This is a genomic window from Nonomuraea sp. NPDC003214 (assembly GCF_053590035.1).
The window spans coordinates 1-21,879 of record NZ_JBSFSX010000022.1; the positions used below are offsets into that span (position 1 = coordinate 1).

Sequence of the window (21,879 nt, forward strand, 5' to 3'; positions counted from 1 at the left end):
CGCCGCCGCAACGTCGTCGAACGCTGCTTCAACAAGCTCAAGCAATGGCGCGCCATCGCCACCCGCTACGACAAACTCGCCCGCAACTACCGAGCTGCCATCACCTTGGTCAGCACGCTGTTATGGATCAACGCTGATCTACCGGACACGGCCTAGGGCGCCCCCCGTTCGCCTGCGACGCGGCGGGGGCGCGCAGGGCCGCCGCCTCGGGTCGTCCGGCGGCGGGCGGGGCGCTGACCCGTGCCCAGAGCCGCGCCCTCCTCCGGCGCGAGCCCGGCCGCGCCCCGGGGCCCCATCCACCGGGCGGGCGCACCGGGGCCCCACCTCCTTCAGCAGGCGGGCGTCATCCCCTACCCAAGCCCTCCGAGCGGACCGCGGCCCCCAGGGTGGCGTCGGGGAGGACCTGGGGGCGGTCGGGCGCACCCCCTGGGGTGGCGCCCGTGGTGGCGTCGGGGAGGCAGCCGGGTGCCACCGGGAGCGTCTCCGCTGGGTGCGCCGGGCCGGGCTCAGAGCACAGGCGCGCGTACCGCCGAGTGTGGCACCTGGGGCTGCGGCGGGGCGGGGGTGCCCGGGTGGCGGGCGTGCCACCCGAGGCTGCGGGTGTGCCGTCGAGGGCTGCGGCCGGGTGGGTCAGTCGCGTTCGATGCGGTTGAGGCGGGACCAGATGACGAACGCGGCGCCGAAGGCGGCCAGGGCGAGGCCGGTCCACAGGTTGATCGGGCTGCCGAACAGGCCCGCGACGACGAGGATCACGCCGTACACGAGGAACAGCCCGCCGATGACGAGTCGGATGTCGCTCACAGGATCACCCCGTACATGGCGGCGGCCAGGATCAGCGCGCCCGTGCCGAGCAGCACGGGCGAGCGGTACCACTTGGTGTCACCGGCGAGCGCGTCGTCCTCCAGGTCCACCGCGCTCAGCCCGTACACCAGCCCGCGCAGCTCCGCCTCCGGCTTGGGCGTGGTGACCAGCGTGACCACGACCGACACGACCACGTCCACGGCGAAGGCGATGCCCGCGCCCCAGAAGCTGGCGTTCAGCTCGGTGCCGAAGTCGACGAGCCCGGCCTTGTAGGACAGGTACGACACGAAGGCCGCCAGGGTGCCCGCGAGCAGCCCCCAGAACCCGGCCCACGGCGTCATCCGTCTCCAGAACAGGCCGACGACGAACGTGGCGAACAGCGGCGCGTTGAAGAAGGAGAACAGCGCCTGCAGGTAGTTCATGATGTTGGAGTAGCCGGCGGCGATGAACGCCGTCCCCACCCCGAGGGCGACGCCGGCGACGGTGGCGATCCGGCCCACCCGCAGGTAGTAGCCGTCGTCGCGGTCCCGTTTGACGTGCGCCTGCCAGATGTCGTTGGTGAAGACCGTGTTGAACCCGCTGATGTTGGCGGCCATGCCCGCCATGAACGAGGCCAGCAGCCCGGTCACCGCCACGCCGAGCACCCCGTTGGGCAGCAGGTCGCGCATGAGCAGCGGGATCGCGTTGTTGTAGGGCTGCCCGGCGCCCAGGTCCGAGAACAGCACCAGCGCGATCATGCCGGGCAGCACCGTCACGAGCGGGATGAAGATCTTCGGGTACGCGGCCACGATCGGCGTGAGCCTGGCCGCGTTCGTGTTGCGGGCCGACAGCGCGCGCTGCACCTCGGCGAAGTTCGTCGTCCAGTAGCCGAACGACAGCACGAACCCCAGGCCGAACACGATGCCGATCCAGTGCGCGTTCATGGGGTTGTCCCCGGCCGTGCCGGCCCAGGTGTGCAGGCCGCCCTCGCCGAGCGCGCTCTGGCGCACCTTGTCGAACAGGCCGGAGACGCCGCCCACCTTCATCAGCCCGAGCACGGTCAGCGGGATCAGCCCGGCCAGGATGACGAAGAACTGCAGCACCTCGTTGTAGATGGCCGAGGACAGGCCGCCGAGCGTGATGTAGGCGAGCACGATGAGCGCCGACACGACCACCGACACCGGCAGCGGCCAGCCCAGCAGCGCCTCCATGACCAGGGCGAGCGCGTACAGGTTGACCCCGGCGATGAGGATCTGCGCCACCGCGAACGTGATGGCGTTCAGCAGCTGGGTGGCGCCGTTGAACCGCCTGCGCAGGAACTCCGGCACGCTGCGCACCTTGGAGCGGTAGTAGAACGGCATCATGACGATGCCGAGGAACACCATCGCCGGCACCGCGCCGATCCAGTAGTAGTGCACGGTCATCGCGCCGTACTGGGCGCCGTTGGCGGCCATGCCGAGGATCTCGATCGCGCCGAGGTTGGCCGAGACGAACGCCAGCCCGGTGATCCACGCGGGCAGCCCGCGTCCGGCCAGGAAGAAGTCCAGGCTGGAGCTGATCCGGCGGCGGGCCGCGAAGCCGATCCCGAGCACGGTGGCGAAGTACAGGGCGATGAGGACGTAGTCGAGGAGGTTCACGTCGAGACGCACGACCGGCCCGCTACCCCGAAAAATCATGACTTCACGCGTACTGTCGAAGGGTGGATGTCGCAGACCTGACTCCCGGGCGGGCACGCGAGCGGTTCCGCGCGGGCGAGCGGGCCCCGACGGCGGGCTGGTGCCGGGGCTGGACGCAGGCGAACCTGATCGCGGTGCCGAAGGAGCTGGCCTACGAGCTGCTGCTGTTCGCGCACCGCAACGCGCGGGCGTGCCCGGTGCTGGACGTGGGCGAGCCGGGCTCGGTGCGGACCCGGCTGTTCGGCGGCGACCTGCGCACCGACCTGCCCGCCTACCGGGTCTACCGCGACGGGCGGCCGGTCGCGGACGTGGACCAGGTGGTCGAGGACTGGCGGCCGGACCTGGTGCCGTTCCTCATCGGCTGCAGCTTCACCTTCGAGCGCGCCCTGCTGGCAGAGGGCGTCCCGGTGCGGCACCTGGAGCAGGGGACGAACGTGCCGATGTACCGCACGAACCGGCCGTGCGAGCCGTCGGGGTCGCTGTCGGGGCCGCTGGTGGTGTCGATGCGGCCGGTGCCGGAGGCGCTGGTGGCGACGGCCGTGGAGGTGAGCGGGCGCTACCCGATGGTGCACGGGGCGCCCGTGCACGTGGGCGACCCGGCCGAGCTCGGCATCGCCGACCTGGGCTGGCCCGACTTCGGCGACCCGGCCGAGGTGCGGCCGGGCGAGGTGCCGCTGTTCTGGGCGTGCGGGGTGACGCCGCAGGCGGCGATCATGGCGAGCGGCGTCGAGTTCGCCATCGGCCACCTGCCCGGCCACATGGCGATCATGGACGTGCGTGACGACGACTACCGGGTGGGCCCGTAAGGGTCCAGGAGCGCCGCCGTGAGCTGGGCGTCCAGCGCGGGCGCGCCCGGCCGGTTGTCGATCTCGACGTGCGGCACGACCGGCGGCTCGCCGGCCCTGACGCGCGCCAGGTAGGCGTCGAACGCGGCGAGCTTGCCCGCGTCGCGCGCCAGCCCGCGCGCCGCCAGCCGGGCGCGCAGCGTCGGGCCGTCGGAGCGCACCCACAGCAGCCGCACCGGCTCGCCACCCAGCTCGGCCACCCAGCGCGCCCACCGCCCGGCGTCGTGCACCTGCCCGGTGAACGGCCCGTCGAGCAGCACCGGGCAGCCATGCGCCCGGATGTGCGCGGCAGTCCTGGTCAGGCCGTCGTACTCGTGGTGCTTGACGTGCTCGTCGTACCACGGGCCCTCGCGCTCGCCATGCGGCCTGCCGTGGGCGCGCAGGAGCTCCGCGACGATCCCGCCGTACACCGTGTCCTTGTCCAGGACGGCCGGGACGGGGGACAGGCGCGCGAGCAGCGCCGCCGCCACCGTGGACTTGCCCGCCCCCGGCGGCCCGCTGACCACCCACACCGTCGCCCGCACGCGATCAGCGTACGCGGATCCGCGTACGCCGGAGCCGCGGCTGGGCGGACGACCGGGACGGGGGCGCGCGGCCAGACTTCGGAGCCATGCTGACGGTCTTGACCAGGGCGTTCCGGATGCCGGAACTGCGCGGGAAGCTGCTGTTCACACTGGGGCTGCTGGCCCTGTTCAGGCTGGGGCAGGTGCTGCCGACGCCGGGCGTGGACGTGCTGGCGGTGCGGGAGTGCGCGGGCGCGGCGCGCGGCGGGCTGTTCGACATGGTGCAGCTCCTCAGCGGGGGCGCGATGCTGCGGCTGTCGGTGTTCGCGCTCGGCGTGATGCCGTACATCACCGCGAGCATCGTCATGCAACTGCTCACCGTCGTGGTGCCCCGGCTGGAGGCGCTGCGCAAGGAGGGACAGTCCGGGCAGGCGCGGATCACCCAGTACACCCGCTACCTGACCGTCGCGCTGGCCGTGCTCAACGCCACCACCGTCGTCGCCCTCGCGCGCTCCGGCCAGCTCCTGCCGGGCTGCGCCAGGCCGCTGCTGCGTGACGACGGGCTGCTCGCCGTGGCCGTGCTCGTCGTCACGATGGTCGCCGGGACGTGCGTGGTCATGTGGATCGGCGAGCTGATCACCGCCCGGGGGATCGGCAACGGCATGTCGCTGCTGATGTTCACGCAGGTCGTGGCCGTGTTCCCCGGCTACATGTCCACGATGCTCCTGGTGAGCCCCGTCGCGTTCACCGTGATCCTGGTGTCGGGGGCGTTCGTGGTGGCGGCCGTGGTGTTCGTCGAGCAGGCGCAGCGGCGGGTGCCGGTGCAGTACGCCAGGCGGCTGGTGGGCCGGCGCCTGTACGGGGGGACCAGCACCTACATCCCGCTCAAGGTCAACCAGGCCGGGATCGTGCCGGTGATCTTCGCCTCGGCGCTGCTCTACCTGCCCGCCCTCGCCGCGCCGATGCTCGGCCCGGAGGCCGGCGCGTGGGTCTCACGCCACCTCGCCGCGGGCGACAGCCCGCTCTACATGAGCGTGTACGTGCTGCTCGTCGTGGTATTCGCCTACTTCTACGTGTCCATCACGTTCAATCCCGTCGAGGTGGCCGACAACATCAGGAAGTACGGGGGATTCGTCCCGGGGGTGCGGCCGGGCCGGGCCACCGCCGAGTACCTGGCCCACGTGCTGACCCGGCTGACCGCGCCCGGGGCCGCCTACCTGGCGGTGCTGGCCCTGGTGCCGCTGGTGGCGTTCGCGATCCTGCGCGACCCCTCCACCCAGCAGAACTTCCCGTTCGGCGGCACCAGCGTGCTCATCATGGTCAGCGTCGGCCTCGAAACCGTCAAACAGGTCGAGGCCCAGGTGCAGCAGCGCGCCTACGAGGGGTTCCTCAGGTAGGCGGCGTCAGCCCGGCCCGCATCGCGAACACCACGAGCTGCGCCCGGTCGCGGGCGCGCAGCTTGACCATGGCCCGGCTGACGTGCGTACGGACCGTGTCGGGGCTGATCACCAGCTCGCCGGCGATCTCCTCGTTGGACATGCCGGTCGCCACCCAGGCCACCAGCTCCCGCTCCCTCGGCGTCAGCGTCGCCAGGCCCTCCACCGGGGCCGCACCGGGCCGGCCGAACAGGCCGATGACCTTCCTGGTGATCGCCGGGGACAGCAGCGCCTCGCCCGCCGCCACCACGCGCACCGCGTTGACCAGCTCCTCCGGCGCGCCGTCCTTCAGCACGAACCCGCTCGCGCCCGCCTGGAGCGCCTGGAACACGTACGCGTCCTCGGCGAACGTCGTCACCACCACGACCCTGGTCGCGGACAGGTCGGCGTCGGCGGCGATCGCGCGCAGCGTGTCGAGGCCGTCCATGCCGGGCATCCGGATGTCGAGCAGCAGCACGTCGGGGCGCTCGCGCCGCAGCAGCGCCAGCGCCGCCGCGCCGTCGGGCGCCTCGCCGGCGAACTCCAGGTCGGGCTCGCGCTGCACCAGCGCGCGCAGCCCCATCCGCACCACGGCCTGGTCGTCGGCCACCGCGACCCGGATCACGCCGTCGGCGCCTGTTCGCGGGGGAAGCGGGCCACGACGCGGAAGCCGCCGCCCTCGCGCGGGCCCGCGGTTAACCGGCCGCCCGCGTCGGCCACCCGGGCGCGCATCCCGGCGAGCCCCCGGCCCTCGGCCGCGCCCGTCCAGCCCACGCCCCGGTCGGCCACCTCCAGCACGTACGCGCACGGGTCGGCGGCCACCCGCACCAGCGCCCTGGTCGGGCCCGCGTGCCGCAGCACGTTGGTCAGCGACTCGCGCACCACCCCGTAGACGGCGCCCCGCAGATGGGCCGGGACGCCGGGATCGGCGAGCTCCACGTCGACCGGCAGCCCGGCGGCGCGCACCCCGGCGATCAGCCCCGTCAGGTCGTCGGCCCGCGCGCCGGGAGCCGGGCCGCCGTCGATGCGGTCGAGGGCGGCCCTGAGCCGGGCGAGCGTGCGCGTGCTGGTCTCGCGGATCGCCTCCAGCGACCGGCGGGCCTGCTCGGGGTCGTCGTCGAGCGACACCAGCGCGACCCCGGCCTGCATGGCGATCGCCGCCAGCCCGTGGCCGGCCGCGTCGTGCACCTCCCCGGCCAGCTCCGCGCGCAGCCGTGCCGCCGGCGCGACCTCCAGCGGGGGCGCGGCGTCGCGTACGCGCTGATCGGCGGGCGGCGGGGAGGCCGCGTGCCGCACGTCATGGAAGGCGGGCGGCGGGGGAGGGGTGGCGGCGGCAGCGGCGGCGGCACGCGCCTGGGCGAGGCCGGTGAACGACCACGGGACCGCCAGCCAGCCGGCCCACGCCAGCATGACGACGACCGGGACGTCGCCGAGCCGGCCCAGCCGCGCCAGCCGGGACAGCGCCGCGCGCGCCCGGCGCGCACGGCCGTGCTCGTGTCTCCGCGTCACCATCCCCCACCCGGCCAGGCTCGTGTCGCCACGATCCTAGCCAGTCGCGGCGGCCCGGGCGCGGCGCGTCCGGCGCCGGGAGGCGGCCTGCACGGGGATGAGCCGCGCCGGCCCGCGGCCGGTCAGCTCAGGCCGTCGGTCAGCCAGCGCAGCGGGTTGTCGTGCGTGATGCCGCGCAGCGTGCCGTCGTCCACCCCGGCCTCACGCAGCGCGGGCAGCAGCGTGCCGAACAGCGTGCGGTAGCCGGGGCCGTCGTAGCGGCGCAGCTGCGCCACCCGGTTCACGCCGGTGCTCAGCAGCAGGCGGCCGGCGTGGCCCTCCTCGATGAGGCCGAGCGCGATCCTGGCCGCCTGCTCGGCGCCCAGTCCGAGCGCGCCGAGGCTCACGTACGCGCCGGTCTCGGCGATCTTGCGGGCCACGGCCGGGTCGGCGCCCGCGTAGCCGACGGCCACGCGCGAGCCCGGCAGGCCGCGGGTGAGCAGGATCTCCAGCATGCCCAGGCCGTCCTGGCCGTAGGTGGCCACCGACAGGCGGGAGGCCAGCGACGCGCGGGCGGCGGCGGCCAGGCAGCGCTCCTCGGCGGCCGTCGGGCGGGCGCCCCAGCAGCCGACCTCGCCGATCACGCCGGGGAAGACGCCGGTGCCGTCGAGGCCGTCGGAGATGTCGGTCATGAGCAGGGCGGTGAGCTCGTCCACGTCCCGCTCGCCCGGCTGCGCGAACGGCTCGGCGAACAGGCCGGTGGCGGCGATCACGGGCACCCGGCTGCCCGCCGCGACGCGGGCGAGCCCGGCGGCGTCGCGGCCCATGCCCAGGCAGGTCAGGTCCACGACCAGGCCGAGGTCGTCGGACTGGCGCAGCTCGCGGAGCTCGGCGGTGACGGACTGCTCCTCGTCGAGCCAGCGCTGCGGGTCGGAGTCGATGCCCACCGCCCAGCGCATGTCGGTGCGCAGGTGCTCGTGGGGGAGAATGGCACCCGTGACGGCGGCCGCGCGGATGGGGCCGGTGACGGTGCGTAGCATGACCTCGGGCATACCAGACGATATCCGACGATTGTCGGGAGTTGCCTGATCAAGCGGGAAATTTTACTGTATAGCGCGTTTAGGTGGCGTCTGCTGCGTTCTCCGGGTTCGGGCACACCCGGCCGGACGCCGGGCCCTATCCTGGGAACGACACCGACCAGTCCGGGGGGACCGTGCCGACGCAGAATTCCGAAACGGGTGACGCCGACATCGTCAAGGGCGAGGCGGCGCGCCGGTCGAGCATGCCCGCGCACCGGTCCGGCATCCGGGGCTGGCGTGACCGGGTCCGCTCGACCCCCGCCGGAGCGCTCACCCTCAAGATCGTGGTCGGCGTCATCGGCGTGCTCATGGTCGGCGGGGGCCTGGTCATGGTGCCCTTCCCCGGGCCGGGCTGGCTCGTGGTGTTCGCCGGGCTCGCCGTGCTGGCCACCGAGTTCCACTGGGCGCACAAGGTGCTGGAGTTCGGCAAGCGCACGCTGCACGCCTGGACCGAGTGGTACAAGCGGCAGGGCTGGACCGTCAAGATCCTCGTCGCGCTCGTCACCGTGATCGCCGCCACCGCGATCGTCTATCTGGGCCTGCGCACCATCGGCGTCGACGTCGTCCAGCTCGCCCGGCAATACGTCCTGCGCTAGACCGCTTCGCTATCGGTCCGCCGGATCGCGCCGCCCGGTGTCTATTCTTCGGGCGTGATCGCCCACATCGCACTCGCGCTGTCGCTGGTCGTGACCGCCCCGGCCGTCCAGGCGGACCTCTCCCTGCCGGGCACGGGCATGACCTATCAGGAGCGCTCCGGCGATCCGGTGCGCCTGACCGCCTACGGGCTCGGCACCAAGGGCGCCTACCTGCGCACCGGCGACCGGTTCGCCCGGCAGCGGGCCCTGTCGGAGGCGGCGTTCTCGCCCGACGGCCGCACCGTCGCCGGCGTGCCGCGCGCCTACCGGGCCGGGCACGACAGCCTGCTCCTCACCGACCGGGCCACGGGCAAGACCAGACGAATCCGCACCGTCAAGAAGCCCCTCACCGCGTCGTACGTCTCCTGGAGCCGTGACAGCCGGCGCGTGGCGCTCACCGTCGAGAAGAAGAGCGGCGGGCGGTGGCGCCCGGCCGGGTTCACCGTCGTGGACGTGGCGGCGGGCAGCGCCCGCACCGTCACGGTCGCCGGGCTGGGCGCAGAGGCCGGGTTCTGGTGGACGCCCGGCGGCAACCTGGTCACCCGGCACGGCACGGGCCTGCGCGTGCACCGCGCGTCCGACGGGAAGGTGGTGCGGACCCTGCCCGGCGCCGGGCTGCCCACGGGGCCGGAGGACTCGTTCTCGCCGTCGGGCGACCGGATGGCGCTGTGGTGCCCGTCGCGGTTCGCCGGGCAGGTGTGCCTGGCCGACACCGCGACCGGGCGGATCGCCCGCCGCGTGCCCGTCGAGCCGGAGGCGGTGTTCGGCTGGTGGGACGAGAGCCACCTGATCGCCGTCATGGCGCACCGCGGCGCCTACAGGCTGGCCGTGGTCGGGCTCGACGGGAGGGTGAGCCGGGTGCTCGCCGCCGTCCCCACCAGGACGTGGGCCGCCGACCTGTGGCTGTCCTTCACCCGGACGGCGCCCGCGCCTCAGAGATAGAGGCCGGTGCCGTGGTCGGTCTCCTGGGTGGCCACCGCGTGCAGGTCGCGCTCGCGCATCACCAGGTAGACCTGGGCGTGCAGCTCCACCTCGAACTGGTCCTCCGGGTTGAGCAGCACCTTGTCGCCGACCTTGACCGAGCGCACGTTCGAGCCGACGCCGCAGACCTCGCCCCACGCCAGCCGGTTGGCCAGCTTGACCGTCGCGGGGATGACGATGCCGGAGCCGCTGCGGCGCTCCTGGGACTCCTGCTCCAGCCGGACCATGACCCGGTCGTGCAGCATCTGAATCTCGAACTTGGGCTCTACCACGTGGCCAAGTTTACGTTCCGCGCCGGGCCGGGGACTCACGCGGCATCTCATCCTGAGGAACGCTCCTTACACGGCATGACCGATCATGGCAGGATGAAAGCCATGATCATGGCCTTCGGCGCGACCGGCTGGCAATGGACGAACCCGCCCCGCCAGTGGACGGCGGACGACGGCCTCAGCCTGTTCTGCGATGCGGGCACCGACCTGTGGCGGCGCACCCACTACGGCTACACCTTCGACACCGCGCACCAGTTCGGCCGCCAGGTCCGGGGGGACCTGCGGCTCACGGTGACCTTCAGCGGCGACTACGCCGACCAGTACGACCAGGCGGGCGCGCTGCTCCGCATCGACGAGAGCACCTGGATCAAGGCCGGCGTCGAGTACGTCGACGGCCACCACCACCTGAGCACCGTGGTCACCCGTGAGCGCTCCGACTGGTCCGTGCTGCCGCTGGACGCCCCGGCGGACCAGGTCACGATCGACCTGGAGCGCCAGGGCGACGCCGTGACCGTCCGCTACGGGCTCGGCGACGAGGCGCCGCAGCACCTGCTCCGCCTGGCCTACTTCCCGCCCGACGCCCCCGCGCTCGCGGGGGCCATGGCCGCCGCGCCCGCGGGCCAGGGCTTCGCCGTCCGCTTCAGCGACGTCCGCCTGGCCGGCTGCTGACCCTCACGGCAGCGTGACCACCGCGAACACCGGCCGGTGGTCGGTGCCCTTCAGCCCGTGCACGCCGAACTCGCGCACCCCCATGCGGGCGTCGGCCAGCACGTGGTCGATGGCCACGCCGGGCAGCCGGCTCTGCGGCCAGGTGGCCGCCAGCCCGTGCCCCGTCACGTCCGCCGCGTCCCGGTAGCCGGAGGCGAGCAGGTCACGCATCGGCAGATGGTCGAGCGTGGCGTTGAAGTCGCCCGCCAGCACCCGCAGCGGCCCGCCCGCGCGGGGCAGCGCCTCCAGCCCCGCCCGCCAGCACGGCTGCCGCCCGTAGCGGCGCGGCGCGCACGGGTGCACCGACACGATCTCCACCCGCGTCCCGCCCGGCGCCGTCAGCACCGCGCCCGCCTGCCGGAACCCGCCGAACTCCAGCAGCGGCCCCGCCGTCAGCGGATGCCGCGCGTACACGGCCGAACCGCCAGCCCCACGCTTGGGGCTCGTCACCGCGTACGGCAGCGCCCGCCGCAGGCGCGGATCGACGCGCTCCAGCGCGTCCGGCGTCAGCTCCTGCAACGTCAGCACGTCCGGGCGCAGCCGCGTCACCAGCGCCTCCAGGTCCGCCGCGTCCGCCAGGCCGAACATCAGGTTGGCGGCCAGCACCCGCAGCGCCGGCCCGCCCGAGGCCGCCTGGCTGTCGGCGAACGCGCGCGGCACCACCGCGCCGCCCAGCGCCACCGTGGCCGCCAGCGCCACCACCGCGGCGGCCCGCCGCCTCGCCAGCGCCGCCAGCACCAGCCCCGCCGCCGCCACCACCGCCGCGTACGGGGTGAACGCCACCAGCGGCACCCACGGCCAGTCCGGCTCGAACCCCGACACCCGCACCGCCGCCCACACCGCGAACGGCGCCACCATCACCCACACCAGAATGCGCACGCCCTGTATCGCCACCCGGGCCCCTGGGGGTTCACGTCCTGACATGAGATGGTGTGCACCATGCGCGACGCCGAGACCCGAGTCCTCAACGCCATCGACGAGGCGGAGACCGTCAACCTGCTGGCCGACCTCGTCCGGGTGCCCAGCGTGACCGGCACCGACGCCGAGTCCGAGCTGCAACATCACGTCGCGGGGCTGCTCACCGAGGCGGGCATGGACGTCGACGTCTGGAAGCTCGACCTCGACGACCTGCGCGCCCGCGACGGCTTCCCCGGCACCGAGGCGCCCCGCGTGGAGGCGTACGGCGTGGTCGGCGTCACCGGTGGCGACGGTGCGGGCGACGGCGTGCCCGCGCTCGCGCTGCAGGGACACGTGGACGTGGTGCCGACCGGCGACCTGGCCAAGTGGGAGGGCAGCGACCCGTTCGCCGCCCGCATCTCCGGCGACGTCCTGCACGGGCGCGGCGCGTGCGACATGAAGGCCGGGCTGGCCGCCAACCTGGCCGCCGTCCGGGCCATTCACCGGGCCGGGATCGCCCTGGAACGGCCCCTCGCCGTGCACTGCGTGGTCAGCGAGGAGGACGGCGGGCTCGGCGCGTTCGGCACCCTGGCCCGGGGGCACACCGCCGAGGCGGCCCTCATCACCGAGCCCACCAGCGCCGCCGTCATCAGCGCCTGCGCCGGGGCGCTGACGTTCCGGATCGAGGTCGCCGGGCGGGCCGCCCACGGCGCCACCCGCCTCGAAGGGGTCAACGCCGTCGAGGTGTTCTGGCCGGTGTTCCAGGCGATCCGGCGGCTGGAGGCCGACCGCAACCGCGACATCCCGGCCCAGTTCGCCGGGAACGCGCTGCCGTACCCGATCGAGGTCGGCACCGTCCGCGCCGGCGACTGGGCGAGCAGCGTCCCCGACCTGCTCGTCGCCGAAGGGCGGCTCGGGGTGCGGCTGGACGAGGACCCGGCCGAGGCGCGGGCCGCGTTCGAGGAGGCGGTGCTGTCGGCGGCCCACCCGTTCCTGCGCGCCCACCCGCCCGCCGTCACCTGGCCCGGCGGCCAGTTCGCCAGCGGCCGGCTGCCGGCCGGCCACCCGCTGCTCGCCGAGGTCCGGCAGGCGGCGGCCGACGTCAGCGGGGTCACGCTGCCGGAATCCGCCGCCCCCTACGGCAGCGACCTGCGGCTGTACGCGGCGGCGGGCATCCCCACGCTCCACTACGGGCCCGGCGACGCCCGCTACGCGCACGCGCCGCGCGAGCAGGTCCCCCTCTCCGAACTGCTCGCCGTCACCCGCGCCGTCGCCCTCCTCGCGGTACGCCGCTGCCTGCCCGGCTGAACCTCCAGCGGTCAGGCGGGGGAGGAGACGCGGCGGCGGTGCTCCGGGACGATGAGCGGGGTGCCCGACTGCGGGTCGGTGATGATCTCGCAGCGCAGGTCGAACACCCTCTCCACCAGCGCCGGCGTGACCACCTCCCGGGGGTCGCCCTCCGCGACGACCTGGCCGTCCCGCATGACGATCAGGTGCGTCGCGTAGCGGCACGCCTGGTTGAGGTCGTGCAGCACGGCGACCAGGGTGCGCCCGGCCTCGTGCAGGTCGGCGCACAGGTCGAGCACCTCGATCTGGTGGGCGATGTCGAGGAACGTCGTCGGCTCGTCCAGCAGCAGGATCGGCGTCTCCTGGGCCAGCGCCATGGCGAGCCAGACGCGCTGCCGCTGCCCGCCGGACAGCTCGTCGACGATGCGGTCCGACAGCTCCGTCACGTCGGTGGCGCGCATCGCCTCGGTCACCGCCGCCTCGTCGGCCCTGGACCACTGCCGCATGAGCCGCTGGTGCGGGTAGCGCCCCCGGGAGACCAGGTCGGCGACGGTGATCCCGTCGGGCACGATCGAGCTCTGCGGCAGCAGGCCGAGCCGCCGGGCGACCTCCTTGGACGGCAGCGCGGTGATCACGCTGCCGTCGAGGTGCACCGCCCCGGTCCTCGGCCTGAGCATCCTGGCCAGGGCGCGCAGCAGGGTGGACTTGCCGCACGCGTTCGGGCCGATGATCACGGTGAAGGACCGGTCCGGGATCGCCACGTTCAGCTCGGTGGCGACCACCCGCTGGTCGTAGGCGAGGGTGAGGTCGCTGCCGTACAGGCGGGCGTCGGCCATCAGTAACGGTCCTTTCGCAGCAGGAAGGCGAGGTACGTGCCGCCGATGGCGGCGGTCACCACGCCGACGGGCAGCTGGGTGGGGGCGAGCAGGCGCTGGGCGGCCAGGTCGGAGACGGTCAGCAGGACGGCCCCCAGGAGCGCGGAGGAGGCCAGGGTGACGCCGGCGGAGCGGGTGAGCCGGCGGGCGAGCTGCGGCGCGGCGAGCGCGACGAAGACGACGGGCCCGGCGGCGGCGACGGCGACGCCGCACAGCAGCACGCCGGTGACGACGGCGGCGGCGCGGACGCGCTCGACGCCGATGCCCACGGCGCGGGCGGCGTCGTCGCCCATCTCGATCATGCGCAGCGGCCTGGCGAGCGCCGCCCCGACGGGCAGCAGCACGGCGAGCGCGAGCGCCACGGGGACGGCGTGCTCCCAGCCGCGCCCGCCCAGGCTGCCGGTGAGCCAGGCTCCGGCGGTGGCGGCGTCGTTGATGTTCGCCCTGGTCAGCAGGTACGAGTTCACGGCCAGGAGGAGGGCGTTGGCGCCGATGCCGACGAGGACGAGCCGGTAGCCCTGGACGCCGCGCCGGAACGCCATCCCGTACACGAGCAGCGCGGTGATCACGCAGCCGGCCAGCGCGCCGCCGGAGACGGCGAGGGCGGAGCCGCCGGCGACGACGGCCAGGATGCCGCCGGTCGAGGCGCCGGCGGTGAAGCCGATGAAGTCGGGGCTGCCGAGAGGGTTCCTGGTGAGGCTCTGGAAGATCGCGCCGCACACCCCGAACGCGGCCCCGACCAGCAGCCCGGTGACGACGCGCGGGGCGCGCAGCTCGGCGACGATCAGCTCGGCGACGGGAGTGCCCTCGCCGACCAGGGCGGCGAGCACGTCCGGCACGGGCACGGTGAACTCGCCGGTCGAGATCGCCACCACGCTCACCGCGACCGCGGCCAGGAGCAGCAGCGCGCCGGTGAGCAGCGCCCTCGGCGCGAGCCGGACGGACCAGGGGCCGACACGTACGGTCATAGCGCGGCCAGCCTCCTGCGCCGGGCCAGCAGGATGAAGACCGGCGCCCCGATGACCGCGCACATGATGCCGACCTGCACCTCGCCGGGCCTGGCGATCAGCCGTCCGGCCACGTCGGCGCCGACCAGCAGCACGGGCGCGACGAGCGCGGAGTAGGGCAGCACCCAGCGCTGGTCGGGGCCGACCACGGCGCGCACGGCGTGGGGCACGGCCAGGCCGACGAACCACAGCGGCCCGGCGGCGGCGGTGGCCGAGCCGCACAGGAGCGTCACGGCGACCGCCGTGAGCGCGCGGGTCCGGGTGACGGCCACGCCCAGCGACCTGCCGGCGTCGTCGCCCAACGACAGCATGTTGAGCGGGCGGCCCAGCAGCAGCCCGAGCACCAGCCCGGCCACCAGGAACGGGGCGAGCCGCGCCGCGGTCTCGGCGCCCTGCCCGGCCAGCGATCCGGTCAGCCAGAAGCGCATCCGGTCGAACGTCTGCGTGTCCAGGCGCAGGATGGCCGAGCACGCGGCCGTGAACACCATGCCGGCGGCGATCCCGGCCAGCGCCAGCCGGACCGGGCCGCCTCCGGAGCGGCCGGCCGAGCCGAGCGCGTACACCACGACGGAGGCCGCCGCCGCGCCCGCGAACGCGAACCACACGTACACGGCGGGGTCGGAGAGCCCGAGCACGCCGAGCGCGAGCGTGACGCCGAGCGCCGCGCCCTGGTTGACGCCGAGCAGCCCGGGGTCGGCCAGCGGGGTGCGCGTCAGGCTCTGCATGAGCGCCCCGGCCAGCCCCAGCGCGGCGCCGACGCCGATCCCGAGCAGCGTGCGCGGCACCCGTACGTCGCGGATGACGGTGTGGTCGGCGGAGCCGTCGAAGGCCAGGAACGCGTCGAACACGGCCGTCCACGGCATGGACCGGGCGCCGAGCGCGACGCCGGCCAGCGCCACCAGCACGAGGGCGCCGGCCGCGACGAGGAGCCCGGTGGCGAGCGCGGCCCGGCGGCCTCCCGGGCGCGGCGGGGCGGGCGCTGCGGCGGCGCCGGGCGGCGAGGTCTGCTCAGCGGGCCGCACCCGCCCCCCTTTCGTCAACGGCAAGCTTAGGTAAGGCTAATCTAAAGCCTTGCTGGAAAGGCAAGCCTAACCTAAGGAGTTGCACATGCCGGGACCGGTCCTGGCCCGCAGGGGCTTCCTCGCCGCCACGGGCGCGCTGTTGCTGTCGGCCTGCGGCACGGGCGGCGGTGGCAGCGGTGGCGGCGGGCAGGCCACGGCGGGCTCCTCGGCCCCGGCCACCGCCGGGGGAGCGTGGACGTTCACCGACGACCGCGGCAAGAAGATCGAGCTGGCCGCCACGCCCACGCGGGTCGTCGCCCAGGTCGGCGCCGCCGCCGCGCTGTGGGACTTCGGCGTCCGCCCCGTCGCCGTCTTCGGCCCGCACAAGCTCAAGGACGGCGCCAAGGACCCGCAGGCGGGCAGCGTCGACATCAGCCAGGTCACCGGCCTGGGCAACGCCTGGGACGAGTTCAACGTCGAGCAGTACATCGGCCTGCGCCCCGAACTGCTCGTGACCGGCATGTACGACAAGGACACCCTCTGGTACGTGCCCGAACGCTCCAAGGACGCGATCGAGCAGGTCGCCCCCACCGCCGGCATCATGCTCACCGGCCGCGGCGCCACCGCGATCATCGGCCGCTACGAGGAGCTGGCCGCCTCGCTCAAGGCCGGGATGGCGGGCGTCGCCGAGGCCAAGGCCAGGATGGCGGCCGCAGGCAAGGAACTGGCCCGGTTCAAGGACCTCAAGGTCCTGGTGATCTCCGCCGGGCCCGACGGCATGTGGGTCGCCAACCCGCCCCACCACCCCGACCTCACCTACGCCGCCGAGCTCGGCCTGAACGTCGTCACCCCCGACAAGGTGGACGAGGCGGGCTTCTTCCAGAGCCTCAGCTGGGAGAACGCCGACGCCTACGCGGCCGACGTGATCCTGCACGACACCCGCACCCAGGCCCTCAAGCCCGAGGAGATGCTCAAGAAGCCCGCCTTCGCCCGGCTCCCCGCGGTCAAGGCCGGGCAGCTCTACGCGTGGCGCGCCGAAGCACCCTTCAGCTACCAGTCGTACGCGGGGGTCCTGGAGGAGATGGTGGCCAACCTGGCGAAGGCTAGTAAGCTCCCCTGACCTCGACGATCTCGGCGAGCGGGAACTCCAGGTAGTCGCCCGCCTCCTCGCACCACGCGTCCAGCGCGCCGCCGCGCAGCTCGCCGTGGCTCACGGTGGCGGTCAGGCCGCCGGTCAGCGTGATGCCGGCCCGCACGCCCCGGTCGACGACGAAACCCAGCAGCGACTGCTGGGCCGTCGGCAGCCGGGTGGCCATCCTGCCGATCACCGCCCAGGTGCGCCCGCCCTGCTCGGCCGCCGACCGGCTGTCGGCGATCAGGCGGCGGGCGTGCTCCTGCGGGTCGGGGGAGGGCTCGGCGATCACGTGCGGCGCCCGGTCCAGCTCGGCCACCTGGCCGCCCGGCAGCAGGATGAGCTTGCCGCCGTGCGGCTCCTCGGCACGGGTCCGGCGGATGGCGATCTCGCCGGTGTCGGCGACCGGGACCGGCGCGTAGCCGTGCTCGCGCAGCGCGGCCAGGGTCCGCTCGGCGTCGGCCGAGGCGACCAGCACCGTCGGGGCGAGCAGCCGCAGCCCCAGCCGCGACAGCCTGCGGTGGGCGGCGATCTCCGCCAGCAGCGACGGGTCGGACGCCTGCACCACGCAGCCGACCGTGGTCACCGTCACCTCGCCGTGCCGCCGCGCCACGTCACGCACCAGGTAGTCGAGCGGCTGCGGGATCGTGCCGACCTCGGCCAGCTCCTCCAGCAGCTCGTCGGCGTCGTAGCCGCGGTCGAGCGCGCGCCGTACGCTCTCGGTGGTGAAACGCCAGACCGAGGCGGCGCCGCGCGACTCGCGCTCGGCCACCCGGTCGAGCAGCGCGGCCAGCTCCGCCGACGGCGGCCCGGTCACCACCGCCGTCAGGTCGGGCCCGAACAGGGCGCTCCTGCGCACGCTCGCCAGCGCCCGGGTGGACGCCTCCACCAGCGCCGGGTCGTGCTCGACGAGCGGCACCGAGTCGTCGCTCTCCTCGCCCGCCCGGTCCGACAGCCCGGCCAGCGCCCGCCCCAGGTCGGTGAGCGCGTCGTTGGCCAGCAGGCCGAGCAGCCGCGCCTCGTCGATCACCGCGGACGCGCACGCGCCCAGCAGCTCGCGGTCGAGCAGCGGGGCGTGCCAGTGCACGCTGGCCACCAGGCCGTCACGGCCGGCGAACGCCGTGCCCGACGGCAGGTGCGCCAGCACCGACAGCACGGCGCGGCGCACCCGCGCCACGGCCGGGCCCGACTGGTCGTCGCCCAGCAGCGTGCCGTAGCGGCCGTCGACCTTGCGCAGCGACGAACGCTCCATCCGCCACCAGGCCGACAGCAGCACCCGCAGCCGGGCCGCGCCCTCGTCGAGCCGCCACCGGTCGAACCGCTCGGTCGGCACCAGCCCGCCCGACGGCTCGTCCCAGGCCAGCAGCCGCGCCACCGCGCAGACCTCCAGCAGCAGCCGGGTCTCGTCCTCGTCGCAGCCGGTCTCCTTGGCCACCCGGCGCACCTCGCGCACGCCGACGCCGCCGGTCTTGAGCAGCGGCAGCGGCGTCTTGGCGGTGTTGTCGAGCAGGGCCGCGCACCGCTCGACGACGTGCGGCGCGGCCAGCGTCATCAGATGGTCGACCTCCTCCGGGTCGACCGGCAGCGTGGGCAGCTCGGGCGCCCGCGCCGCGAACGGCGGACGGTAGCCGGGCCCGCGCAGGCACAGCGCCACCTCGCGCGGCATCTCGGCGACGTGCCAGCTCGGCCGGTAGAGCAGGCCGTGGTCGGCCGACCACTTCTCCGGCGTGCCCGGCGTGACGAACCTGCCGCCGTCGACGTCGCGTACGGGGCCGTCCCAGGCGAAGGCGTCGAGCAGGTCGCGGGTGCCGCCCGGGGCGTGACGCAGCAGTGCCTCCACGCGGGCCGGGTCGGCGAGCGCCTCGCTCACCCGGGTGATCGTGCGGCGCTTGTTGGAGTGGGGCGGCAGGCCCAGGTTGCGGGCCAGGGCGCGCAGCGTGTCGGTGCTGATCGTCCAGGAGTTGAGGTAGTGGTCGAGCGGCTCGCCCAGGCCGAGCGGCGTGCTCCACGAGCGCGCCACGGCCTCCGACAGGTGGATCTCGCCGTCGTCGCCCGGCCAGGCCAGCGCGTGGTCGTAGAGGCGGTCGAGCCACGGGCTCAGCTCCGCCGGCTGCCTGCCGAGCAGCCCGGCCAGCCGCTCGGCGGTCGGCCTGGCCGGCACCAGGCAGGCCTCGGCGAGCTGGAGGCAGGGCAGCGGCAGGCGGCGCAGCGCCTCCATGGCGGCGAAGCCGTTGCTCAGGCGCTGGGCCAGCGTGTCGAGCCGGCGCGGCCACGGTGCGGCGATGGCGTCAGGGCGGTTGGACAGGATGCGGCAGAGCCTGTCCTCGTCGAGGGTCCGGAGCCAGCCGAGCAGGTGATCGTCCATCGGTCAGCACTCTCATGGGTCGCGCGTAGGACTCACCGTGAGCCATGACCATCCACGGTAATGCAGATCACACCCGGTCAGGAGAGAACTGCCCAGACGATCTTCCCGTGCGGGGCGAGGGCGGACCAGCCCCAGCGGAGGCTGAGCGACTCGACGATGTGGAGCCCGAGCCCGCCGGGGTCGAGCGGGCCCGGATAGCGGAGCACCGGCACCGAGGTGCCCGGATCGGTGAACGCGCTGGTCACGAGCGGTCCGCGGCGCACCAGCGACATGTGGACGGGCCGTTCGCAGCGGGGCTCCTCCAGGCGCAGGCCGTGACGCAGCGCGTTGGTGGCCAGCTCGGAGACCACCAGCTCCATGTTGTCGGCCACTTCCGGAAGGTCCCAGGCCGACAGCACCCCGGCGGTGAAACTGCGGGCGGCGTGGACGGACGAGGCGGTGGCGGGGAGCACGAACGTGGCGCTCGAGACAGGGCCGGGCACCAGCAGATCGCGCGCGGCCTCGGGCCACCAGCCGACCGGTGGCCACCAGTCGAACGTGGTCCACAGGCCCGGCGCCAGGGTGGGATGCACGTGATCATTCTGCGACAGACTCTCGTGCAGGTGCAAGAGCGAATGCACGTGCAGACAACTCGTGCAGCCGCTACGGTTGGTCGTCAAAAGGTCAATCAGTGGGAAAGGGGATCTTGTCCGCAGCCCATGATCTATGGGTTGTGAAGTGACAGACTGTGTGGCAAGGAAACGACCAAGGAGCACCACGTGTCCATCGATCCGCCCGGTTCCGGTTCGACCGTTCGGCGCATCATGCTCGGTGCGAGCCTGCGGCGGCTGCGCGAGGAGAGCGGGCTGACCCGCGACCAGGCCGGATTCCACATCCGGGCCTCCGAGTCCAAGATCAGCCGGATGGAGCTCGGGCGCGTCGGATTCAAGACACGTGACGTCGAGGACCTGCTCACGCTCTACGGCGTCGTCGACAACGCCGAACGGCGTGCTCTGCTGGAGATGGTGCGCGAGGCCAACACCCCGGGATGGTGGCACAAATACTCGGCCGAGCTTCCGCACTGGTTCACCACGTACGTCGGCCTGGAGGAAGCGGCCAGCGTGATCCGCACCTACGAGGTGCAGTTCGTGCCCGGCCTGCTGCAGACCTCCGCCTACGCGCGGGCGGTGTTCCAGCTCGGCAACCCCGACCTGTCCGCCGACAAGATCGAACGCCGCGTGCATATGCGCATGCAACGGCAGGAGCGCTTCACCCAGAAGGACGGGCCGCGCCTGTGGGCCGTCATCGACGAGGCGACGCTCAAGCGGACCATCGGCGGCCGAGAGGTCATGGCCGAGCAGCTCCGGCATCTGCTGGAAGTCGCCGCCCTGCCCAACATCACCATTCAGGTGATGCCCTTCAAATACGGCATGCACGCTGCCGAGGGGGGCGCGTTCAGCATCTTGCGGTTTCCCGAGTCCGACCTGTCGGACGTCGTCTACGTCGAACAGCTCTGGGGTGCCCTCTACCTGGACAAACGTGAGGACATCGACCCGTACCTCACCGCCATGGAGCAACTGTGCGTGGAGAGCACCACGCCAGGGGGCACCGTCGAGCTCATCGGCGGCCTTCTCAGAAAGATGTAGATGAACCAGACCTACAACGGCATGCCCGCCACCGACCTCACCCAGGTCGCCTGGCGCAAGAGCCGCTACAGCAACTCGCAGGGCAACTGCGTCGAGCTCGCCGAACTGCCCGACGGGGGCATCGCGGTGCGCAACTCACGCTTCCCCGACGGCCCGGCGCTGATCTACACCCGCGACGAGATCCGGGCCCTCGTGCTCGGGGTGAAGGACGGGGAGTTCGACGGGCTGCTCGTGTAACAGCCTGTTCACCTCCGGCGGGTTCACGTAACCGAGGTGCGCCGGAGGCGTAACCGGCCGTGCCGCCCGCACCGGGAGGATCGGGTCATGCTTCAGCAGATGACCCTGTACCCGATCGCCGACGACGTGCTGTTCGCGCCTGGTGGCCAGGTCGTGATCCGCACCTACGGCGTCGCGCCGGCGGACACCGGCGGCACCGTCTCCTACCGCACCTGGGTGACGGGCGTCCGCGACCAGCCGCGCTACTGGCGCTGGGGGCACTTCGAGGACGCCGCCTCCGGGCACCGCCGCGTCCTGGAATGGCTGACCGGCCGGGGGCCGCAGCCCGCCGACGCCCCGGCGGCCTGACGGGGGAGCCGCCCGTCCGGCGCCGGGGACCGCCCTGGCCGGCGTCAGCCGACGGGCGCGTTCCAGGTCGTGATGACCGGTTCGCCGTGCTCGAGGCCCAGCCGCGAGTACGTGCCGGTGTCGAGCTTGAACAGCCGCCCGTCGGCGGGCTCCAGACCGAGCCAGCGGGCCGTCAGCACGCGCAGGATGTGGCCGTGCGCCACCACCGCCACCCGGCCGCCCGCCTGCCTCGCCCGCGCGATCACCCGGTCGGCCCGCGCGCCCGCCTCGGCGGCGCTCTCCCCGGGATGCCCGGGGGCGCCCGGGATCACGCCGTCACGCCACAGGTACCAGCCGGGCCGCGTCTTCCTGATCTCCGGCGTGGTGATGCCCTCGTAGCCGCCGTAGTCCCACTCCCACAGATCCGGCTCGACCTCGAACCCCGTCAGCCCCGCCAGCTCCGCCGTACGGCTCGCCCGCTGCGCGGGGGAGACCATGACCAGGTCGAACGGGCGCTCCTTGACCAGCGGCCCGAGCGCCCTCGCCTGCTCCTCGCCGCGCGCGGTCAGCGGCACGTCGGTGCGGCCGGTGTGCCTGCCCGTCCGGCTCCACTCGGTCTCACCATGCCTGAGCAACACCATCTCGTCCATGGCACCATCATCCCGGCCCGCCGCGGCCGCGAACCTCCCGGGGCCGCGGGGCGCGCCCCCGGCTCCGTTCCCGCCCGCGGGGCCGCCGTAAGATCGG

25 protein-coding genes are annotated in these 21,879 nt (G+C 73.9%); 11 read left to right on the forward strand and 14 right to left on the reverse strand.

Features of this window, described 5'->3' with window-relative positions:
* On the forward strand, window positions 1-156 hold a 156-nt coding region (locus tag ACWDXC_RS40805), incomplete at its 5' end, for a transposase (protein WP_449991787.1).
* A gap of 474 nt (window positions 157-630) precedes the next feature.
* Here ACWDXC_RS40805 and ACWDXC_RS40810 read toward each other — a convergent pair.
* A complete protein-coding gene (locus tag ACWDXC_RS40810) occupies window positions 631-801 on the reverse strand; it encodes a hypothetical protein (RefSeq protein ID WP_219501719.1) in 171 nt (56 codons plus the stop codon).
* On the reverse strand, window positions 798-2,429 hold the full coding sequence (locus ACWDXC_RS40815) for a sodium:solute symporter family protein (RefSeq protein WP_449991624.1): 1,632 nt from the start codon (window positions 2,427-2,429) through the stop codon (window positions 798-800). The genes ACWDXC_RS40810 and ACWDXC_RS40815 overlap by 4 nt, the downstream gene beginning before the upstream one ends.
* 50 nt (window positions 2,430-2,479) lie before the next feature.
* Between ACWDXC_RS40815 and ACWDXC_RS40820 the strand changes: the two genes are divergently transcribed.
* Complete coding sequence (locus ACWDXC_RS40820) at window positions 2,480-3,262, forward strand: putative hydro-lyase (RefSeq protein WP_219501715.1); 783 nt, start codon at window positions 2,480-2,482, stop codon at window positions 3,260-3,262.
* Here the strand turns inward: ACWDXC_RS40820 and ACWDXC_RS40825 are convergent.
* Window positions 3,244-3,825 carry an AAA family ATPase gene (locus tag ACWDXC_RS40825; protein ID WP_449991628.1) on the reverse strand — a complete coding sequence of 194 codons (582 nt, stop codon included), beginning with the start codon at window positions 3,823-3,825 and terminating at the stop codon, window positions 3,244-3,246. The genes ACWDXC_RS40820 and ACWDXC_RS40825 overlap by 19 nt on opposite strands.
* A gap of 86 nt (window positions 3,826-3,911) precedes the next feature.
* On the opposite strand from ACWDXC_RS40825, the gene secY reads away from it, so the two are divergent.
* On the forward strand, window positions 3,912-5,201 hold the full coding sequence (gene secY, locus ACWDXC_RS40830) for a preprotein translocase subunit SecY (RefSeq protein WP_449991631.1): 1,290 nt from the start codon (window positions 3,912-3,914) through the stop codon (window positions 5,199-5,201).
* Here secY and ACWDXC_RS40835 read toward each other — a convergent pair.
* From ACWDXC_RS40835 to ACWDXC_RS40845, 3 genes are all read right to left on the reverse strand, one after another.
* Window positions 5,194-5,844: a response regulator gene (locus tag ACWDXC_RS40835; protein ID WP_449991634.1), complete on the reverse strand. Its 651-nt coding sequence runs from the start codon at window positions 5,842-5,844 to the stop codon at window positions 5,194-5,196. The two genes, secY and ACWDXC_RS40835, sit on opposite strands and share 8 nt — an antisense overlap.
* On the reverse strand, window positions 5,841-6,731 hold the full coding sequence (locus ACWDXC_RS40840) for a sensor histidine kinase (RefSeq protein ID WP_449991637.1): 891 nt from the start codon (window positions 6,729-6,731) through the stop codon (window positions 5,841-5,843). Before ACWDXC_RS40840 ends, ACWDXC_RS40835 begins: the two co-directional genes overlap by 4 nt.
* Window positions 6,732-6,850: 119 nt before the next feature.
* Window positions 6,851-7,747 (reverse strand): phosphotriesterase family protein, encoded by an 897-nt coding sequence (locus ACWDXC_RS40845; RefSeq protein ID WP_449991639.1) that lies wholly within the window; start codon window positions 7,745-7,747, stop codon window positions 6,851-6,853.
* 83 nt (window positions 7,748-7,830) lie between these two features.
* On the opposite strand from ACWDXC_RS40845, the gene ACWDXC_RS40850 reads away from it, so the two are divergent.
* Window positions 7,831-8,382 (forward strand): TIGR02611 family protein, encoded by a 552-nt coding sequence (locus ACWDXC_RS40850; protein WP_308125644.1) that lies wholly within the window; start codon window positions 7,831-7,833, stop codon window positions 8,380-8,382.
* A 54-nt stretch (window positions 8,383-8,436) separates the two neighbouring features.
* Window positions 8,437-9,363, forward strand: coding sequence for a hypothetical protein (locus tag ACWDXC_RS40855; RefSeq protein ID WP_449991642.1), 927 nt, complete (start codon window positions 8,437-8,439; stop codon window positions 9,361-9,363).
* On the opposite strand, the gene ACWDXC_RS40860 is transcribed toward ACWDXC_RS40855, so the two are convergent.
* Window positions 9,354-9,674, reverse strand: a complete 321-nt coding sequence (locus ACWDXC_RS40860; RefSeq protein ID WP_308125643.1) for a GroES family chaperonin — start codon at window positions 9,672-9,674, stop codon at window positions 9,354-9,356. The two genes, ACWDXC_RS40855 and ACWDXC_RS40860, sit on opposite strands and share 10 nt — an antisense overlap.
* A 93-nt stretch (window positions 9,675-9,767) precedes the next feature.
* On the opposite strand from ACWDXC_RS40860, the gene ACWDXC_RS40865 reads away from it, so the two are divergent.
* On the forward strand, window positions 9,768-10,340 hold the full coding sequence (locus ACWDXC_RS40865; protein WP_246644268.1) for a DUF1349 domain-containing protein: 573 nt from the start codon (window positions 9,768-9,770) through the stop codon (window positions 10,338-10,340).
* Between the two features lie 3 nt (window positions 10,341-10,343).
* Here ACWDXC_RS40865 and ACWDXC_RS40870 read toward each other — a convergent pair whose 3' ends face one another.
* Complete coding sequence (locus tag ACWDXC_RS40870) at window positions 10,344-11,258, reverse strand: endonuclease/exonuclease/phosphatase family protein (RefSeq protein ID WP_449991646.1); 915 nt, start codon at window positions 11,256-11,258, stop codon at window positions 10,344-10,346.
* Window positions 11,259-11,318: 60 nt separating this feature from the next.
* On the opposite strand from ACWDXC_RS40870, the gene ACWDXC_RS40875 reads away from it, so the two are divergent.
* On the forward strand, window positions 11,319-12,584 hold the full coding sequence (locus ACWDXC_RS40875; RefSeq protein ID WP_449991649.1) for an ArgE/DapE family deacylase: 1,266 nt from the start codon (window positions 11,319-11,321) through the stop codon (window positions 12,582-12,584).
* Between the two features lie 11 nt (window positions 12,585-12,595).
* On the opposite strand, the gene ACWDXC_RS40880 is transcribed toward ACWDXC_RS40875, so the two are convergent.
* Genes ACWDXC_RS40880 through ACWDXC_RS40890 form a run of 3 tightly spaced genes read right to left on the reverse strand, consistent with a single transcriptional unit; the run spans window position 12,596 to window position 15,467 of the window.
* Window positions 12,596-13,399, reverse strand: coding sequence for an ABC transporter ATP-binding protein (locus ACWDXC_RS40880; RefSeq protein WP_449991652.1), 804 nt, complete (start codon window positions 13,397-13,399; stop codon window positions 12,596-12,598).
* The gene (locus ACWDXC_RS40885; protein WP_449991655.1) at window positions 13,399-14,406 is read right to left on the reverse strand and encodes a FecCD family ABC transporter permease; all 1,008 of its coding nucleotides are present in this window, start codon (window positions 14,404-14,406) and stop codon (window positions 13,399-13,401) included. The genes ACWDXC_RS40880 and ACWDXC_RS40885 overlap by 1 nt, the downstream gene beginning before the upstream one ends.
* A complete protein-coding gene (locus ACWDXC_RS40890; RefSeq protein ID WP_449991657.1) occupies window positions 14,403-15,467 on the reverse strand; it encodes a FecCD family ABC transporter permease in 1,065 nt (354 codons plus the stop codon). Before ACWDXC_RS40890 ends, ACWDXC_RS40885 begins: the two co-directional genes overlap by 4 nt.
* Before the next feature lie 85 nt (window positions 15,468-15,552).
* On the opposite strand from ACWDXC_RS40890, the gene ACWDXC_RS40895 reads away from it, so the two are divergent.
* Entirely contained in the window at window positions 15,553-16,566 is a 1,014-nt protein-coding gene (locus ACWDXC_RS40895; RefSeq protein WP_449991659.1) for an ABC transporter substrate-binding protein, read from the forward strand.
* Here the strand turns inward: ACWDXC_RS40895 and ACWDXC_RS40900 are convergent.
* The gene (locus tag ACWDXC_RS40900) at window positions 16,550-18,943 is read right to left on the reverse strand and encodes a helicase-associated domain-containing protein (RefSeq protein ID WP_449991662.1); all 2,394 of its coding nucleotides are present in this window, start codon (window positions 18,941-18,943) and stop codon (window positions 16,550-16,552) included. The two genes, ACWDXC_RS40895 and ACWDXC_RS40900, sit on opposite strands and share 17 nt — an antisense overlap.
* A 77-nt stretch (window positions 18,944-19,020) precedes the next feature.
* Window positions 19,021-19,515: an ATP-binding protein gene (locus tag ACWDXC_RS40905; RefSeq protein ID WP_219501697.1), complete on the reverse strand. Its 495-nt coding sequence runs from the start codon at window positions 19,513-19,515 to the stop codon at window positions 19,021-19,023.
* A 231-nt stretch (window positions 19,516-19,746) separates the two neighbouring features.
* Between ACWDXC_RS40905 and ACWDXC_RS40910 the strand changes: the two genes are divergently transcribed.
* The 3 genes from ACWDXC_RS40910 to ACWDXC_RS40920 all read left to right on the forward strand — a co-directional run bounded on the left by ACWDXC_RS40910 (window position 19,747) and on the right by ACWDXC_RS40920 (window position 21,153).
* Window positions 19,747-20,568, forward strand: a complete 822-nt coding sequence (locus ACWDXC_RS40910) for a helix-turn-helix domain-containing protein (RefSeq protein ID WP_219501936.1) — start codon at window positions 19,747-19,749, stop codon at window positions 20,566-20,568.
* Complete coding sequence (locus ACWDXC_RS40915) at window positions 20,569-20,805, forward strand: DUF397 domain-containing protein (protein WP_049559738.1); 237 nt, start codon at window positions 20,569-20,571, stop codon at window positions 20,803-20,805.
* A gap of 87 nt (window positions 20,806-20,892) precedes the next feature.
* Window positions 20,893-21,153 carry a hypothetical protein gene (locus tag ACWDXC_RS40920; RefSeq protein WP_449991665.1) on the forward strand — a complete coding sequence of 87 codons (261 nt, stop codon included), beginning with the start codon at window positions 20,893-20,895 and terminating at the stop codon, window positions 21,151-21,153.
* Window positions 21,154-21,197: 44 nt separating this feature from the next.
* Here ACWDXC_RS40920 and ACWDXC_RS40925 read toward each other — a convergent pair whose 3' ends face one another.
* Window positions 21,198-21,782, reverse strand: coding sequence for a histidine phosphatase family protein (locus tag ACWDXC_RS40925; RefSeq protein WP_219501695.1), 585 nt, complete (start codon window positions 21,780-21,782; stop codon window positions 21,198-21,200).
* Between the last annotated feature and the right edge of the window lie 97 nt (window positions 21,783-21,879).

Coding starts and splice junctions, on each gene's coding strand:
- ACWDXC_RS40880 (WP_449991652.1), bottom strand. CDS start 13,399: ATGGCCGACGCCCGCCTGTACGGCAGCGACCTCACCCTCGCCTACGAC.
- ACWDXC_RS40865 (WP_246644268.1), top strand. CDS start 9,768: ATGAAAGCCATGATCATGGCCTTCGGCGCGACCGGCTGGCAATGGACG.
- ACWDXC_RS40840 (WP_449991637.1), bottom strand. CDS start 6,731: ATGGTGACGCGGAGACACGAGCACGGCCGTGCGCGCCGGGCGCGCGCG.
- ACWDXC_RS40900 (WP_449991662.1), bottom strand. CDS start 18,943: ATGGACGATCACCTGCTCGGCTGGCTCCGGACCCTCGACGAGGACAGG.
- ACWDXC_RS40885 (WP_449991655.1), bottom strand. CDS start 14,406: ATGACCGTACGTGTCGGCCCCTGGTCCGTCCGGCTCGCGCCGAGGGCG.
- secY (WP_449991631.1), top strand. CDS start 3,912: ATGCTGACGGTCTTGACCAGGGCGTTCCGGATGCCGGAACTGCGCGGG.
- ACWDXC_RS40915 (WP_049559738.1), top strand. CDS start 20,569: ATGAACCAGACCTACAACGGCATGCCCGCCACCGACCTCACCCAGGTC.
- ACWDXC_RS40875 (WP_449991649.1), top strand. CDS start 11,319: ATGCGCGACGCCGAGACCCGAGTCCTCAACGCCATCGACGAGGCGGAG.
- ACWDXC_RS40845 (WP_449991639.1), bottom strand. CDS start 7,747: ATGCTACGCACCGTCACCGGCCCCATCCGCGCGGCCGCCGTCACGGGT.
- ACWDXC_RS40925 (WP_219501695.1), bottom strand. CDS start 21,782: ATGGACGAGATGGTGTTGCTCAGGCATGGTGAGACCGAGTGGAGCCGG.
- ACWDXC_RS40920 (WP_449991665.1), top strand. CDS start 20,893: ATGCTTCAGCAGATGACCCTGTACCCGATCGCCGACGACGTGCTGTTC.
- ACWDXC_RS40895 (WP_449991659.1), top strand. CDS start 15,553: ATGCCGGGACCGGTCCTGGCCCGCAGGGGCTTCCTCGCCGCCACGGGC.
- ACWDXC_RS40910 (WP_219501936.1), top strand. CDS start 19,747: ATGCTCGGTGCGAGCCTGCGGCGGCTGCGCGAGGAGAGCGGGCTGACC.